This is a genomic window from Clostridium sp. UBA1056 (genome assembly GCA_002316385.1).
Lineage (GTDB): Bacteria > Bacillota > Clostridia > Clostridiales > Clostridiaceae > Clostridium_J.
In genome coordinates this window covers 167297-183773 of record DCDL01000054.1, presented here as the reverse complement: position 1 = coordinate 183773, position 16477 = coordinate 167297, and the positions used below count along the sequence as shown (strand labels likewise).

16 protein-coding genes are annotated in these 16477 nt (G+C 30.2%); 1 reads left to right on the top strand and 15 read right to left on the bottom strand.

Going from position 1 to position 16477, the window contains the following annotated elements; genetic code table 11:
* Positions 1 to 387: 387 nt before the first annotated feature.
* The 11 genes from B3W71_RS14065 to B3W71_RS14015 all read right to left on the bottom strand — a co-directional run bounded on the left by B3W71_RS14065 (position 388) and on the right by B3W71_RS14015 (position 10347).
* Positions 388 to 1932, bottom strand: coding sequence for a YceG family protein (locus B3W71_RS14065; RefSeq protein WP_346889558.1), 1545 nt, complete (start codon positions 1930 to 1932; stop codon positions 388 to 390).
* A 134-nt stretch (positions 1933 to 2066) separates the two neighbouring features.
* Positions 2067 to 2819, bottom strand: coding sequence for an HAD family hydrolase (locus B3W71_RS14060; RefSeq protein ID WP_346889557.1), 753 nt, complete (start codon positions 2817 to 2819; stop codon positions 2067 to 2069).
* A 1-nt stretch (position 2820) separates the two neighbouring features.
* Positions 2821 to 3933 (bottom strand): cysteine protease StiP domain-containing protein, encoded by a 1113-nt coding sequence (locus B3W71_RS14055; protein WP_346889556.1) that lies wholly within the window; start codon positions 3931 to 3933, stop codon positions 2821 to 2823.
* A 13-nt stretch (positions 3934 to 3946) separates the two neighbouring features.
* Complete coding sequence (locus B3W71_RS14050) at positions 3947 to 5194, bottom strand: phosphoribosyltransferase domain-containing protein (protein WP_346889555.1); 1248 nt, start codon at positions 5192 to 5194, stop codon at positions 3947 to 3949.
* Positions 5195 to 5196: 2 nt separating this feature from the next.
* On the bottom strand, positions 5197 to 6315 hold the full coding sequence (locus B3W71_RS14045; RefSeq protein ID WP_346889554.1) for an HpcH/HpaI aldolase/citrate lyase family protein: 1119 nt from the start codon (positions 6313 to 6315) through the stop codon (positions 5197 to 5199).
* A gap of 323 nt (positions 6316 to 6638) precedes the next feature.
* Complete coding sequence (locus tag B3W71_RS14040; RefSeq protein ID WP_346889553.1) at positions 6639 to 7076, bottom strand: GNAT family N-acetyltransferase; 438 nt, start codon at positions 7074 to 7076, stop codon at positions 6639 to 6641.
* A gap of 13 nt (positions 7077 to 7089) precedes the next feature.
* On the bottom strand, positions 7090 to 7944 hold the full coding sequence (locus B3W71_RS14035; RefSeq protein WP_346889552.1) for a GNAT family N-acetyltransferase: 855 nt from the start codon (positions 7942 to 7944) through the stop codon (positions 7090 to 7092).
* Positions 7945 to 8308: 364 nt separating this feature from the next.
* Positions 8309 to 8434: a hypothetical protein gene (locus tag B3W71_RS14030; protein WP_346889551.1), complete on the bottom strand. Its 126-nt coding sequence runs from the start codon at positions 8432 to 8434 to the stop codon at positions 8309 to 8311.
* A gap of 69 nt (positions 8435 to 8503) precedes the next feature.
* A complete protein-coding gene (locus B3W71_RS14025; RefSeq protein ID WP_346889550.1) occupies positions 8504 to 8713 on the bottom strand; it encodes a hypothetical protein in 210 nt (69 codons plus the stop codon).
* Positions 8714 to 8759: 46 nt separating this feature from the next.
* Positions 8760 to 9554 (bottom strand): hypothetical protein, encoded by a 795-nt coding sequence (locus B3W71_RS14020; RefSeq protein ID WP_346889549.1) that lies wholly within the window; start codon positions 9552 to 9554, stop codon positions 8760 to 8762.
* Between the two features lie 325 nt (positions 9555 to 9879).
* Complete coding sequence (locus B3W71_RS14015; protein WP_346889548.1) at positions 9880 to 10347, bottom strand: LURP-one-related/scramblase family protein; 468 nt, start codon at positions 10345 to 10347, stop codon at positions 9880 to 9882.
* Between the two features lie 209 nt (positions 10348 to 10556).
* On the opposite strand from B3W71_RS14015, the gene B3W71_RS14010 reads away from it, so the two are divergent.
* Entirely contained in the window at positions 10557 to 11960 is a 1404-nt protein-coding gene (locus tag B3W71_RS14010) for an APC family permease (RefSeq protein ID WP_346889547.1), read from the top strand.
* 222 nt (positions 11961 to 12182) lie between these two features.
* Here the strand turns inward: B3W71_RS14010 and B3W71_RS14005 are convergent, their stop codons facing one another.
* The 4 genes from B3W71_RS14005 to queG form a co-directional block, all read right to left on the bottom strand.
* Positions 12183 to 13136, bottom strand: a complete 954-nt coding sequence (locus B3W71_RS14005; protein WP_346889546.1) for an L-threonine 3-dehydrogenase — start codon at positions 13134 to 13136, stop codon at positions 12183 to 12185.
* Between the two features lie 95 nt (positions 13137 to 13231).
* Positions 13232 to 14425, bottom strand: coding sequence for a glycine C-acetyltransferase (locus B3W71_RS14000; RefSeq protein WP_346889545.1), 1194 nt, complete (start codon positions 14423 to 14425; stop codon positions 13232 to 13234).
* 198 nt (positions 14426 to 14623) lie between these two features.
* Positions 14624 to 15322 carry a lysophospholipid acyltransferase family protein gene (locus B3W71_RS13995; RefSeq protein ID WP_346889544.1) on the bottom strand — a complete coding sequence of 233 codons (699 nt, stop codon included), beginning with the start codon at positions 15320 to 15322 and terminating at the stop codon, positions 14624 to 14626.
* 35 nt (positions 15323 to 15357) lie between these two features.
* The gene (gene queG / locus B3W71_RS13990) at positions 15358 to 16359 is read right to left on the bottom strand and encodes a tRNA epoxyqueuosine(34) reductase QueG (RefSeq protein ID WP_346889543.1); all 1002 of its coding nucleotides are present in this window, start codon (positions 16357 to 16359) and stop codon (positions 15358 to 15360) included.
* Positions 16360 to 16477: the final 118 nt, after the last annotated feature.

Sequence of the window (16477 nt, the reverse complement as noted above, 5' to 3'; positions counted from 1 at the left end):
GGCTTTGGAATCCACCATTCATGTTATTCATGTTTTGTCCTGGATTTTGATATCCCATATTTCCATTATTAATATTTTGCCACTGTCCTTGATTCTCCATATTCATATCTGTATCTCTTGTTACATTTACTATTTCTGGTTCGATTATTTTATCGTTCACCTTTAATTTCCCCCTTATATATCCTCTTATTATATTTTACATCTTAAGGCATTATCAAATAAATAATAGACCAGTTTTCTCGTCTATTTGCCACAATTGCTTCGTCGTCAAAAGCCTGGCATAGCGCTACTATGACAGGCCTTTGACTCCTTGTCTCGTGGCAAATATGCTTTGAACCTTTGGTCTATTCTTTATTTTCACATGCCTAAATTCAAAATTCATTGAACTTACTTATTTAAGAACCTTGAAAATACACTTTGTTTTAAGCTCATTATACTTTTGTACTTTGAAGTATAATTCATTTCTTCTAGTCTCATTACATTTACTGTATCTTCTTTTAAAATATTATTTATATTAAATAATCCTGAAGGATTAAATATAACTATGTCCATTCCAATGGTATGTAGATATCCAAGAATCATTACCATAGACTCTGGCATACTCTCTTCATTGTTTAGATAAATCACTATTTTAGGTATTTGTGCTGTAAAATCAAAATTATCTACTAACCTAATTATACTTTCATCTAAAGATAATACTAAAACAAGTAACCTTAATATAGATTCCTTATTTAATGGATTTACATAAAGACTTTTATCTGTGATAGTCTCATTAAATTTATTAAGTAAAAAGTTCTGAACCTCTTCACTATACTTACTGAACTTATAAATAGGTATCTTCTTTATTTCATTTATATCAAAGGTTCCATCACTAAGCTGACAGAACATAAGCTCATACATATTATCTGTAATTCCAACTTCTCTTGATATGTTTCCGTCATTGAAGAATAGTGTATTTGGAGAGCTTACACAATGCTTTACCAGTTTTTGATACTCGAAGGCATTGGCATATTGTCCATCTATCTTTTTAAAGAAGCATGGCACCTTTACACAGTTTCCTTCTACCTTAAATCCATCTCTTAATTTGCAAGGCTCATTCCAATAAATATATATATCTTCAAGAATAGTATCTAGTAATAAACTTTTAGTGTACCCTTTTCTAAACTGCCAAGGCTTAAATATACCTGTATTAGCAAAAAGCTGTTCTTCCACATCTCTTTCAATTTGTTTAGTTATGGTCTCTACATTATCAAGAACTTTCCCCCTTGCTTTTCTTTCACTAAAGGATTCAATATTTAGTATGGCCATACTCTTTTCACATTCACTTAACTTACTACCTTCAATTTCATCCCACAATTCTTCCTTCAACGGATTAATATAAACCACATCAAATCCCATCAAATTCAGTAAGATTAAGAAGTATATTTCATGTCTTCCAATGATTCCGTAATAAATACATTTGGGATTTATATCTTCATTATGCTTAACTTTAGTTACAAATGTATAAGTCCATACAATTAATTTAGTGATAAAATTATTTCTAACATTATCATTAAAGAAATTCTCCTTATCTATAGCTAGAGGAACAACATAATCTAGAGCCTTTAAAAATGTTATATTTACTTGCTGGTCATCAAATATTGTTATATCTGCATGCTGCATATCCCTAACATTCATATTATTTAACTCATTATAAATATATTGTATAAGCTCTAATTCCCCTTCTAATGGTAAGCTATTATCAAAAATAATGCACTTATCTTTATGCTCTTCACATTTATCTGCTAAGGTTTTTATAATATCATCATAGCTTTCTACATCATCTACACCTATAAATCTATAGAAGTAAGGTCTAAGCTGATTATAGCCATTAGTTCTCTCATACCTTTTTCTAAACATGGCATGAGTTACTTGCTTTAAATTCATAGCCATATAGAAATCACCCCTCCCATTAAAATCTTATATAAGGCATCTTCAAAAANNTTTGACTTGTTATTTATTTTCAGATGCCTAAATTCTATCTACACTAATATAGTCAATGATCTATATGACCTCATTGTCTAACACTATACAACTATATGCTTTTTTAAAATATCTATCAAATCATCCGTTGCATATATTCCTGATTTCTCTGTTACAATTGCATTTTCATTACTAAAGCTACAATGCTTTGGAAGTATTGATATTCCTCTTCTAGTAAAACATCTATCAGGCTCACTGTCTCCTGCTGTAAATAAATTCTCTATTTCAAACTTATCTATTATATAGTCCACTGCATGAAGCTTGTCTATGTTTTTATTGATAATAAATACCTTAATACCCATTTGAATTATTCTTATATGCTCTGCGAATCTATCCTTTAGCATTTCATAGGCAGCCTTTGCCTTGTCTACATCTTCGCATTTTATAGTGATATAATAGTCTTCAATATTTCTTACCTCTTGCACATCTAGATTAAGAGATTCTATATACTGAATATCTTTTATAACTTCCTTTTCATCTACTAGTTTCCTTACTTCCTTATCCCACTCTGTATCTAACTGCCCATCTATATAAATCTGAGCTCCATTAGTACAAATAATTATTTTGGGATTATACTCTCTTATAAAATCAACCCTCAGCGTTTGTCTAAGATTTCTCATGGTACAAGGTATAAATTTAAAGTGCTCTAGGCTTAAAAGCTTCATTAACTCTTTATAACTATCTTCAGTCATATAGGTTATTTCTTTTTCCCCTTCTTTTTCTACGCATTTAAATCCCTTATTTTTAGCATGTATAATAGTTCTATCTAAATCCGTTATAAAATATAAGTTACTCATCTTACTTTACTTCCTCTTCTATTATTGCCATACATCTATAACTTCCTGTATCATATTTTAAAACTTCAACATTCTTTTCCTTTGCAAGCTGAATTATATGAGATACATTTTTATCTTCTAAGTCTCTAACTAAAACTACTCTGCCCTTTCTTCTTAATAGTACTCTAGCAGATTCCCCTATGCTTAACTTAACGCTATTTATACTTTTAGCCTTAAAAGCTTGTCTAATTTCTTCAGCAATAGCCGCCGCATAACCCTCTATAGCTACTTCCGTTAAAGTTTCATTTGTTGCCGCGACTTCAGCTTCTACTGGATTATATTGATTTTCCTTTATAACACCTTGAAATTCATTAGAAATCTCATCTATAAAATACATAGATAAATCCTCTTCTTTTAAATAATCCAGATATTTTGCTCCATGAAAATCCTCTTCTCCTATAAAATCAGGGTTATTAACCGTTCTGCTGATTAGACCACTAACCGTTGAATTTAAACAACAATTAGGAACAACTATATCCTCCCTAGTTCCATAAATTCTGCATAGCTTTGCTGGATCTGCAACTACAGCTAGAGAATCATCTACACTTTCATTAAACTCTCTATTAAACTCATCTATAGTTTTCTTTAGTTCACCTATAATTGAGCCTTTTCCAGTCCATCCATCTACGAACTGTATATTACAATGCTGGTTATTTTTTAGTATATACTTAAGTGCATTAAAATCAATGCCCTTTCCTCTAATTATAGAAACGCTATAACTCTTAATATCTATATTATATCTAAGCTTTAAATATCTTTTTATTAGAATTCCATAAGGAGTACCAGCTCTAGCTAAAGATACTAAAACCAAGTTATCACCTTTTACTCTGTATATCTCTTCTGATATTTTTCCTATGTAAGCTGCAATTTCTCTTTTGCTATCTTTGAGCATATTAAAAAAAATGCTCTTTATCTCATCACTTGGTATACCTTCTTTAGATATCATTTCTGAATAGCTTATTCCACTTCGGATTAATTCTTCCTTTTCTTCTATGGTAATTTCCTTAATAACTCCTGTTAAGTCCTTTAGAAGAATCTCACACTCCTTGCCATAGCTATGCTCTACACCCTTCATTTCATCCTTCTCCTTAAAGTCTTATAATCACTAGATTATCCGTTAGTTTTATATTTAGATCATTTTCTGTAATTAGTACAACCTTATCATACTGCTTTTCTATATCTTTTTTATTATATAAATAATACTTTACTCCTTCATGATTAAAGCTGTGCTTTTCTTTTATAGGATAAGTTTCTTCATCAACACAATAAATTGGACTTCTTGTTGTACTCTTGAAATATATATCTCCCTCTAAATATGCTGCTACTCTTGAAGGTATATAAATATTTTCTCCATGGCCTAAAACCAATATTTTTTTATTATCTCCAAGCATGTGTTGAATCTTAAGAGCAGCGTCTTTACATTTATCTTCAAGGTCTTCTATATAACTATATTCCACTCCAAATCTACCGCTGTTTTCAAAGTAGCTTTTCTTTCCACTTGTGGTTTCTCTATCAAATCTTTCAAGAGCATCTATATTTATAACTTCTGTGCTCTCTTCTAAAACCGCTTCTCCGCCATCATATAAAATAGTTTTATCATTTACAGTAATATCTCCAGAAATTAATGATACAACTTCTATTTGAATATTTCTTTCTTTACATACTTTATTAAATAGTTCCTTATGCTCTTTGCCTCTCCAATCTAAGATGCTAAGAACTGTATACTTTTTAACATTAGTTGTTTCCTCTAGATTCTCAATTATATTAACCATAGACTTTCCTGTAGTTATTTCATCATCAACTAGTATTATTCTATCTGCATCTACAACTTTATCTTTATCCACTACAAAACATTTGTGAGTTGTAGCATGAGAATGCTCCTCTTCAAAATTAAGAAGAGATTTAATATCTAAAATATCTTCTCTTGTTGTAGTTAAATAGTATGATCCCTTAATCGCTGAAGCTACTGCCATCCCAAGACCTGTAGCTGTCTCAGCAAAACCTAGAACACAGATATTTTCCTTTCCTTCATAAGGCTCATTCATAGCTTTCTTAGCTTCATTCTTATATTCTTCTGGGTTATTTAAGAATTTAATTAACTGCTCCGTATGCTCATTTTTCCCATATATTTTAGAGGCTAGTATAAACCCTATGGCTCTACATATATCTGGTATAACTTCTAAATGCTTTCCTAACACCTTACTTATAAATAAGAAGTTTCTCTTTTCATTATTTGCTCTTTTCCCTAAAGCAATTAAATCCTTTAACTCTAAGTTATACGGATTTTCAACTATATTAATATCTATACTTTTATTTTTATTTTCGTTTTTATTCATATCTATTCTACTAAGGAAACTACTGCTTTCCTAGACTCCTCCTGTAAATATATATTTTCACAACCTATTCCTTTATTTAAAACTCCAAATATATTAGCTCTATTATAAATCTTCTTTGCCCAGTTCATATGTGGAAGAACTTCATTCATCTTGTTATCTCCACAACCCTTAAATACTCCACCTTCACCATCACTCTCTAATATCCCTTTAGCATCCACATACTCTTCATAAGTTACCGCATATATAGAATTGACATATGGCCCTTGAGTTGGGTGTATTATAGACTTTCCATAAAATCCATTTTCCTTATCATAAGTTACCTCTCTAATTAGACCTTGTACTTCTTTAGAATCAGTATCTGTTGAAAAATATTCCCAAACTGGTGCAGCTATCACATAACCTTCTTCTCTTCTTCCAAAAATATTTACTATATCTATTAGACAATCTGAAACTACTCTGATATCATAAATACTCATGTTCACTGAGCGTCTTATGGCAAACTTTGAAGAAAAATCTGTTCCACCTACCCTAACATTTAATATTAATTCCTCATAATCTCCTAATAGTTTCTTTACACCTAATAGCTCTTCTATTCTAGTTTCCTTATATATTATCTTTTCACTTTCTAATATAGGCATAGCATATAATTTTTCATTAAACTTATAATTAAGTTCTCTTAGATGCTTTAAAAATACTTCTCCATTTTCACTGCTAAACTTAGGAAAGGTAAATCCAGCTAATAAACTTATTTGCTTCTTAGATAATCTTTCAGTAAAACTAATAAATTGTTTCTCGTTTCTTACTCTTATAAATATCAATGGCAGATTTTCGATGCTTATCTCTTTATTCTCTAAGCATACATACAACTTACTTAATAAATCTAAAGTGTTATCCTCACACTTTTTTAAATCACTTTCTTTAGTGGCATCTTCAAAGCAAATTGTAATAGTTCCAATATCCTTAAATCCTTCATGGATAAGTTTATAAAAAATATCCTTTAGTCCATTCATATAAAGAGTCGCACCTAAAGAATATTTCAATAAATCTTTATCACTATATTTATTAAACTCTATTGGCTTTTTAAAAAATATGTCTTTTTCTATATCTCTAAAATATCTCATTGCTTCTCTCTTTCTTATATTTACACTATACTTGTCCCTAATTTATCGTTGATCTACATTTTTTCTAAATTTTTAGTCACTTTTCTTACTAAAAATTATACTCCAAATTACATTCCTCTCGCAATAACATTACAGCTTATATTTACAGAGTACTAATATGGGCTATATTATAATATTATTCATAAGAAAAAGATATGCTAAAATTACAGATCAGCATACCTTTTTCTACTATTCAAATTATATATTTACTTAGATGATACTTTACTTAAAAACCGCCTTAATCCTTCAACGACTCTAGCTATGCTAAAATTAACTTCAATAAGCTATAACTGAATCTCCATTACTACTTCTCCCCACATTATCTGTCCAGTTTTTCTAAAACCTACAGATTCATATAACTTTTCGGCAACACTATTTTCTGGTTCAAAGCTTGTATAAACTTGTATATCTCCATGCTCTTCTTTTAATAATTTTAAAAGCTTTAATATAGTAGCCCTACCATACCCCTTTCCTTGATGCTTCTTGTCCATCATAAGTCTACACATCCACCAAGTATTATCATCACTTTCAAAGCTATACATTAAGAAGCCTACCATGATTTCCCCGTCATATATTGCTAAAGGATAGTTTCCTTCTTCAAATTTAGCCTCTAATATAGAGTATGAATTTGATGCTACAAAACCTTTCTGATCTTCTTCTACAGAGAGCTTAATGCATTCTCTCCAATTGTCATTGTCTATTGCTTTAAAAATAATCTCCATAAATATTTTCCCCCTAAATCAAATATCTATAATAATCTAATTGTGTTTTAATCTTAAATCCATTATTAATGTAAAGATTATATGCCTTATGATTTTTACTATTTACCTCAAGACATATATCTTCAATATCCATAGTAAAAGCCTTTTCTATTACTTTTCTTAATATCTCTTTTCCATAGCCACGTCCTTGATGCTTAGTTGAAATTCCTAATCCACAGATAAAAGCATCTCCCTCTTCTAAGCTAATACTACATACGCCAACAATTTCATCATCTTCTTTAGCCATATAAGATATTCTATCCTTAGATTCTATTACTCTACTAATAATTATCTTTCCCTCTTCAAAGGTTTTATTAAAAATATCCATATGCAATTTTGCTACTTCATCTATATCTTCAATAGTTATTGGAGCCAGCTTCAGCTTACCATCTCTTTTAATAAATTCATCTTGGCTATAAACTAGTAAGTACTCTGAGAAATCATATATCACATTAAGCTTCTTCAAAGCTAGCATGCCATCATTGCTTGAAGGCTCATGTACAAAGAGTATTTCTTTAACACTATACTTTCTTAGCTCATTGATAGCACTTTCTAAAAGTATTTTAAAGAACCCTTTCTTTCTCTTCTCTGGTAATGTATATGCAGAAATTTCTGCCTCCTGTGATGTTGGTATAAACATAGATAGAAAGCTTACAAGAGTTTCTTCCTCATATAATAAGAAAAAACAATTTACTTCCTTACTAAAGTTAATTTCATTTGATAAAAATGCACTTCCCTTAGTTTTATCATACCTTTGACAAACCTCTTCCAGACTTTTGATATCTTCAATTTGTTTCTTATCTAGTTCTCTTAACTCTAAAATTTCCATTAATTCTAACCTCCTACATAAAAATGGCCATATCCTTCACCGTAGATGATAGGATATGGCTAACTAGCACATATTTGCTTTAAACATAGTCTTAAACTTAAATATTACTTTTAAGTTCACTATGCTATTTAAAATATTTAGATATAAAAAGCCCTAGGTATACCCCTAGGACTTAACTACAAATTAATACTTTAAATTTAACTTTAAAAACCTATAATTTCAGGCAGGGCGTCATTATATATTCTATTTAGTTTTACATTATTTTTATAAAAATCTCTATTCATAAACAACGTATTCCCACCTTTCTTATTACTCATATTTACATTATAAGTTTTATTTGTATTTATTGTCAATATATTTATTTTTAATCCCGAATAGACCAAGCTGCCTCTAGCTTATTTCCTTCAAAGTCTTTAAAATAAAAATACTTGGCTTCCCCTTTTCCTAAAGTAACCACATCTTCTACCTGGACATTTTTATCCTTCAACATCTTATGAGTATATTCTATATCTAGGCAATTAATAGATGCTACTGGAAAAAGTACTCCATTTCTTAGATACTATCCTTTTAAGCTATCCTCTGTTTCAAAGAGTAAAAGTGCTATGTTTTTCACTTCACTAAAATGAAAAACTGCTATGTTGGTTCCTCTATCATTAAATTTTGTTTTAAATTCTAGTTCAAGAACATCTCTATACCATTCAATACCTTTATCTATATCAATAATGGGTATATAAATACATCCTGGTCTACTAAATAATTCTTTTCCCATAATTATTCTAGTGGTAAGTACCGTTATATACTCTCACTACTTCCCTCTATTTCGTATTTTTAAATTCTATCTCTAAAAGTCTAGTTTTAGCTACAAAGGCACTACTCTCTAGAGTTCTCTTAATATTTATATCAGAATACAAACATCCACAAATTGGAGCCTCACCTTGACTATAGCAAAGCTGCTTTAGTCTTGCTATGATTGTTCGTCCAATTCCTTTTTGTCTATACTCTTCTCTAGTAAAAACTTCTATGCTAGTGTATCCTTTTAATATTTTCCCCTTTTCTTGTATACCAAAGCCTAGTATATTAGTATCTTCTTCAAAAATATATAATTCTTCATTCTTAATTTTTTCATCCATATCTTTAAAGAAATTTCCACTAAGCTCTTTTATCTTATCTGTATCCTCAACTTCAGCTTTTCTCAAATTACCATTGTTATAGTATCCTATTTTCTCTGGACCACCTTTATGATCTTGAAAAAAGTAAGCTTTATTAATTACTTTTTTATTTTCTATATCTAGTATACAACTTAAATATAATTCATCTCCTGTAGAAACATAGGCTGACTTTATATTAAATTTTTCTAATATACTTTTTAAAAGTCTTTGAGCATATTTTACATACTTAAATTTCACATAGAATAAGGTTAATAGTTCATCATTATGAATAGCAAAATATCCTATATACTTTGAATTCATAACTATTCTATAAAACTTAGATTCAATTATCAGATTCTCTAAAGAAGAATCAAAGGGTGAAGATATGGTTTTAATATAGTCTTTCAGAAATTTATTTATATCATTAAAACTAACTAATTCAAACTCCATATTTCTCTTCATTTGATACTTATAAACCTCAACAAATTAAATTTCTGCTCATTTATTAAAATATCTTCTTCTATACCCCAATTTATTTGTATCGTATTTAATCTTTTTTCAGAAATTTTACTCATTTAATTATCTAGTGAATACCTATTATTAGTATCACTAAATTCCCCCCCTTTTAACTTAGTTACCCCTAAGTATTTTGTTTACGAAAACACTAGTAAAATATTCTATTATTGCTTAAGTAACCTGCTCATTTCTATTGCAATCATAAAACCCCTCCTTAATTAATCTTAAGGCTACTAATTACCCTTTAGCTTTAACCTTAATTACCCTGTTATTAGCCAGTACACATTGCGCAGTCTACAGCTAAAACTATTACTAAGCAAAGTATTTCATCAACACCATCGGCTATATTAAGAACATAGCTATCCCCCCAAGTAAACCATTCCTTACCCACTGTCATAACAGCATATCCATCTTTGTATAATGCATACTCATGAGCCCAAAAATCACCTGTTAGTTCTAGGTTAGTTCCATCTAAATAATAGTTTTGATTAATAAAAGTAAACTTTTTTATCAAATCTCCAATTACCATACCATTTACAATAATTTCAAATTTAGGCATAAAAGTAAATAACTTTTGTCTAATATAACCTACTTCATTTTCACTTTTATCATAAACATGAAGCTTATGCCCCATGGAAAACATTTCTCCTTCAACGAAGTACTTATCCTCTCCATTTTCATCTTTAACTATAAATCTATCAGTAAATGAAAATACTTTCTGCTTAATATATAATTTCATGGCTTCCTCCGCTAATACAATTTATTAGTAATATTATCTCACAAATTTTAGAATATTAATACAATTTCATGTAATTATGTAATACATTATTATATTATGTCCCTACTCATAAAAGTTATCTGAATTATAATAAAATATTTGATTTTAAATGTAAAAAAGATACCACTCATGGTATAATAACATCGTAATTTGATATAGGAGGGAAATTTATGTCTGAAAAAAAGAACAAAGAAATCCTTTGGTATACATTGGCATTTATGGCATTTTCAACAGTGTGGGGTTTTGGTAATGTTATTAATGGCTTCTCTGAATACAACGGACTTAAAGCAATTGTATCTTGGGTTTTAATCTTCACTATTTACTTTGTACCTTATGCACTAATGGTAGGAGAATTAGGATCTGCATTTAAAACATCTGGTGGAGGAGTTAGTTCTTGGATTCATGAAACCATAGGACCAAAAATTGCTTACTACGCTGGATGGACATACTGGATAGTTCATATGCCTTACATTTCACAAAAACCATCTGGTTTTATGATTTCAGCAAGTTGGGCGATCTTCCAAGACAAACGAATCAGTAGTATGAATACAGCTCTACTACAATTATCTTGCTTAGTAGTCTTTTTAATTGCATTATATATTGCATCAAAAGGATTAAATCCATTAAAAAAGATAGCTACTTTTGCAGGAACATCTATGTTTGTAATGTCTATTTTATTTATTTTATTAATGTTAGCAGCTCCAGCAATTACAGATGCTCATCTAAATACTATAGATTGGTCATTTAAGACTTTTATGCCTACATTCGATGTTAAATTCTTTACCAGTTTATCAATCTTAGTCTTTGCTGTTGGTGGTTGTGAAAAAATATCACCTTACGTTAACCAAGTTAAAGATCCTGAAACAGGATTTTCAAAAGGTATGATTGCATTAGCAATTATGGTTGCTGTTTGTGCAATTCTAGGAACTATATCATTAGGTATGATGTTTGATTCAAACAATGTTCCTAAAGACTTAATGACTAATGGTGCATATTATGCTTTCCAAAAGTTAGGTGAATACTATCACATAGGAAATACTTTCGTAATTATTTATGCTATTACAAATCTTATTGGACAATTTGCAGTACTTATAATATCAATCGATGCACCTTTACGTATGCTACTTAATAGTGCTGATAGAGAGTTCATTCCTGAAAAACTGTTTGTACAAAACAAATATGGTGCTTATACAAACGGACATAAACTTATATTAGTTATCGTTTCAATATTAATCATTCTACCTGCTTTTGGTATAGGAAGCGTAGATGAATTAGTAAAATGGTTAGTAAAACTAAATGCTATATGTATGCCTCTTCGTTACTTATGGGTATTTGTTGCATATATAGCTTTAAAGAAAGCAGGAGAAAAATTCAATCCTGAATATAAATTTGTAAAAAATAGAACACTAGGTATTATTATAGGAGCATGGTGTTTTGTATTTACAGCTTTCGCATGTATTGGCGGTATATACTCTGAAGATCCATTCCAATTAACACTTAACATTGTGACCCCATTTGTGCTAATAGGTTTAGGTTTAATTCTTCCATATATTGCGAAGAAAACTAATCACTAATTTAATGCTTAAATAGTACAAGCCTTTAAAAATCACTATATAAACAGAGTTCTTTGCTTCAGAGGGGTTTTTACTCCCACTGAAGNNATCGTTATCCAGGGACGTAGCCACTCTTTACTCCCACTTTGAATAAGATGGGAGTATTAGAGTAGGTAGTCATCGGATAAAAATAGGACTGAATAAAGATAAAATATCTTTATTCAGTCCTTTATTTTTATTTTATTATTTTATTTCTTTAGCTTTTAATTTTTCAAGCATATCAGTTGTCATTTTAGCTAAGTCATATTCAGCTTTAAAGCCCCACTCTTCTTTAGCAGCAGATGGGTCTATTGCATCTGGCCAAGTATTTGCAATTCCTTGTCTTACTGGGTCTACATCATAAGACATTTCGAATTCTGGAATATGCTTTCTAATTTCTGCAGCTATTTGTTCTGGCTCAAAGCTCATTGCCGTTATGTTAAATGCATTTCTGTGCTTTAATTTGCTTGGATCAGCTTCCATTAAAGTGATTATTGCATTTATAGCATCTGGCATGTACATCATGTCCATGTAAGTTCCTTTACCTATGAAAGAAGTATACTTACCAGTTTTTAATGCTTCATAGTAAATATCAACTGCATAGTCTGTAGTTCCACCACCTGGTAGTGCTACATAAGAAATAAGCCCTGGGAATCTTACTCCTCTTGTATCTACGCCATATTTAGAGTGGTAGTAATCACATAATAACTCTCCAGAAACCTTAGTTACACCATACATAGTGTTTGGTCTTTGAATAGTATCTTGAGGAGTATTTACTTTAGGTGTAGATGGTCCAAATGCTCCTATTGAGCTTGGAGTAAAGAATTTACAATTTAACTCTCTAGCAACTTCTAAAGCGTTTACAAGACCACCCATATTTATAGTCCATGCAAGTTGTGGTTTTGCTTCTGCAACTGCTGATAAAAGTGCTGCAAGGTGAATAATAGTATCTACTTCATGTTTTTTAGCTATTGATAAGAATTCATCGTAGTTTGTTACGTCTAAAGTTTCAAAAATTCCACCTTCAACGATTGGATTTCCTTCTGGTTTTCTTACGTCTGTAGCTACTACATTGTCTACTCCGTAAACTTCTCTTAATTTCGTTACTAATTCCGTACCAATTTGACCTAAGCATCCACTAACTAATATTCTTTTCATAATTAATTCTCCCTACATTATGTTATTTAAATTTTATTTAGTTAAAATCGATAACTCTTAGAGGAGGATAATCCTCCTCTACTTTTAATACATTACTATTTTATTAAGCCCATTTCTCTTCCTACTTTTGCATATTTAGCAATAGCTTCATCTAACATTTCTTTTGTATGAGCAGCTGATGGCATATTTCTTACTCTAGCTGTTCCTAATGGTACTGTTGGGAATACTATTGATTTAGCATATACACCATCTTCATATAATCTTCTACTGAACTCTTGCGCTTTAGCAGCATCTCCGATTATACATGGAGTTATAGGTGTTTCACTATGTCCAATATCAAATCCTAATCCTTTTAATTCTTTTTTAAGGTAATTTCCATTTTCCCATAATTTATCATGAAGCTCTGTGCTTTCAGTTAATATGTTTATAGCTTCTATGCAAGCTCCTGCTGCTCCTGGAGTTAATGATGTAGAGAATAGGAATGGTCTACCTCTAACTTTTAACCAGTCGATAAGATCTTTAGATCCTGCTACATATCCTCCAACTACACCAATAGCTTTAGAAAGTGTTCCTATTTGAAAATCTATTTTGTCTGATAACCCAAAGTGGTGAACTGTTCCAGCACCTTTTCCAAGTACTCCAGAACCGTGAGCATCATCAACGTAAGTAATTAAATCAAACTCTTCTGCAATCTCAACAATTTCAGGAAGTTTTGCAATATCTCCATCCATTGAGAATACACCGTCAGTGATTACCATTATTTTTTCATATAATCCTGATTCTTTTGCTTCTTTAGCTTTTGCTCTTAAATCATCCATGTCAGAGTGCTCAACTCTTATGATTTTAGCTCCTGATAATCTACATCCATCTATAATTGAGGCATGGTTTAATGCATCTGAAAGTATTGCATCTTTTTTGTTCATTACAGCAGATATAGCTGCCATATTACAGTTAAATCCTGATTGGAAAGCTATTGCAGCTTCAGTGTGTTTAAATTCTGCTAACTTCTTCTCTAATTCTATATGTATGTCTAATGTTCCATTTATTGTTCTAACAGCACCAGCACCTACACCATACTTTTCTGTAGCTTTTATTGAAGCTTCAACCATTCTTTTATCAGTAGCAAGTCCTAGATAGTTATTTGAAGATAGATTTATTAACTTCTTTCCTTCTATTTCTATCACAGGTCCATTTTGTCCTGTAATAACGTTAATTTCATTATAAAGTCCCTTACCTTTAAGGTCCTCTAAATTAGTTTTAAGGAAATTGTTTAAAGATTTGCTTCCCATATGATTACCTCCATTTTAATTATATAATATAAATATATTAAATAAAATTTACTAATATATGTTAGATATTAATAGCATACATCAGTATATTTATACTCCTAAATAACATTTTTTTCAATACTTACTATATTAATCATCTATTCATATTTTTTCTTTAATAATTATAATATTCTATGGTATAAGTGTTGTTATAAATCCTTATTTATATACTCCCCTATATTTTTCTGGTAAAAGAGCTGCTATAGATTTCATAGCTTCAACCATGGCTCTTTCATTATATTCATTTTTATCTTCATCTTTATGCTTTTCTGGTAGATACATAGCCTCGCCAAACTTTACTGTTACATGAGCTGTCTGGAAGTTTTCTTCTCCCATATCATCATCATTTATAGGTAAAAATTCTTCTGTACCAGTTAATGCAATTGGAACTATTTTAGCTTTAGATAGCTTAGCCATTAAAAGGAATCCCTTTTTTCCTTCTATCATGGAACCAGTTCTGCTTCTTGTACCTTCTGGAAATATCATAATATTTTCTCCAGCCTTAAGCTTCTTTATAATTTTGCTAATAGCATCCTTGTCAGCAGAATTAGGCTTAATACCTATAGTCTTCATAAACTTAAACCCATTCTTAGTAAAATCGTTATTGGAAAGCTTTACTCCCGCAATGAATGTAGGATCAAAGTCTTTTAGTACTTCATTAAGTATAAGACCATCTGAATTACTTAAGTGATTGCAGACAAATATTATTGGTCCATCTATATTTTTAATTCTTTCATATCCTTCGACTTTCATATTAGCATACTTTTTTATTGATGTCTTTACATAACTTCTTGCTAATTTACCAGAAATACTCTCTGGCAATTTATTCAGAATTTTAACTAACGTCTCTCTTTTCATAGGAATCTCCCTTCTAAACCTAAGACCTCACCATACTACTTCTTGAATAACCTATCATAATATTCCTTTATGTATGGTGATTTTATATTCTTTTCTATATTATCCTTATCTTCATTATACCTCAAATAATAGTTAATAAGCCCATTTCTTATTAATAAATTCTTTCCTCGCCATCCACATGAATGACTGATATACCTATCCTTAAAGCTCTTATTATCAAGATTTATAAGCTCTAATAAATCAACCTTTTCCATATATATCCTAGGTAGAAATTCTTTTATAGGTGAGACTTCCACATTAAGATTATGTGGACATACTTTTTGACAATTGTCACACCCAAAAACTTTGCCTTTAATCATGTTTAGCTCATCATCATTTAAGTGTTTTTTTTGAGTTAAATATGAAACACATTGTGAAGAATTAAACTCTTTGACATTTTCTATTATAACATTTGTCGGGCATTTTTCCACACAAAGATTGCACCCTTTACAGCCGTAATTTTTTGGTTTATCCCCTTCTAGCTTAAGATTTGTTATTATTTCTCCCAAAAATACGTAGGAGCCATACTTCTCAGTAATTAGAGTATTATTCTTACCTATGAATCCAACTCCACTTATAGATGCGATATATCTCTCTGGCAATGGATTACTATCAACGAACCACTTAGCTTCTCCTCCTAAGGACTCTATAAATTCACATATTTCTTTTAAATACTTTTCTACTACTTTATGATAATCTAATCCTCTTGTATATAGAGAAAATTTATCTCCTTCTCCATTATCTCCATGATAATAAGGGAAAGCTATAGATATGATGGTTTCTCCATTTTCCATTAAAAGCTTTGGATTAATTTTCTTTTCTATATCTTGCTCTTCAAACTCATTAAAGAGATTATTTTCCTTTCTTTCTATAAAAAACTCTTTTAATTCGCTAAATCTTCTACATTCTGTAAATCCTATAGTATCTAAAGAAAGCCCTTTAGCATACTCTATTATTTTTGCTTTTTTATCTATATTTGTTTCCATGAACTTATCCATTTCTCACTTTCTTAATACACCTCTTATAGAAATATTTTTCCATATTTCTTATAAAAATTATCTTTAGTAAAACTTACATATTATAATCAGTTTTTGTCTAAGGCATCTTCAAAAAATA